We start from the raw sequence: 426 nt of genomic DNA on the forward strand, positions 1-426 counted from the left end.
ACGCAACATTCGATTCAATTCAAGCAATGGATAATACAGTAAGACAATACAATGCGCAGATCAGCAAATCTCATTATGAGACGCTTAACGTATTAAAACAATACAGCTGCAAAGTGATTGGTGTTTCACATATTAAAATCAAAACAATTGCTGAACGTTTAGGTAAATCAATTCGTACAATTAAAAATCACATTAAGTTCTTAAAAGAACAAGGATTCATCACAGTTATTAATATTATGCGTAAAAATGGGGGTAAAGGGGCTAATGCCTATGCAATCAACCCACTTGAATTGCAGCAATCTATTATTAATTGCACGTCGAAAATTGCACGTCGAAAAGCAGATGAAAAACGCAATAAAAGCCAGTCACAGCAAGCATTAGCCTATGTTCAAGTTAAGAAAGAAACTATGTCTTTTATAAAACTAT

Annotated in this window: 1 protein-coding gene; it reads left to right on the forward strand. The window is 33.3% G+C overall.

What is annotated here, in order from left to right; translation table 11 throughout:
* Positions 1-426: HTH domain-containing protein (locus tag HMPREF2937_RS08240; RefSeq protein ID WP_142351422.1), on the forward strand; the 426-nt coding region annotated here is incomplete at both ends.

The sequence above is a fragment of the Staphylococcus sp. HMSC061G12 genome (genome assembly GCF_001838465.1).
GTDB lineage: Bacteria > Bacillota > Bacilli > Staphylococcales > Staphylococcaceae > Staphylococcus > Staphylococcus simulans.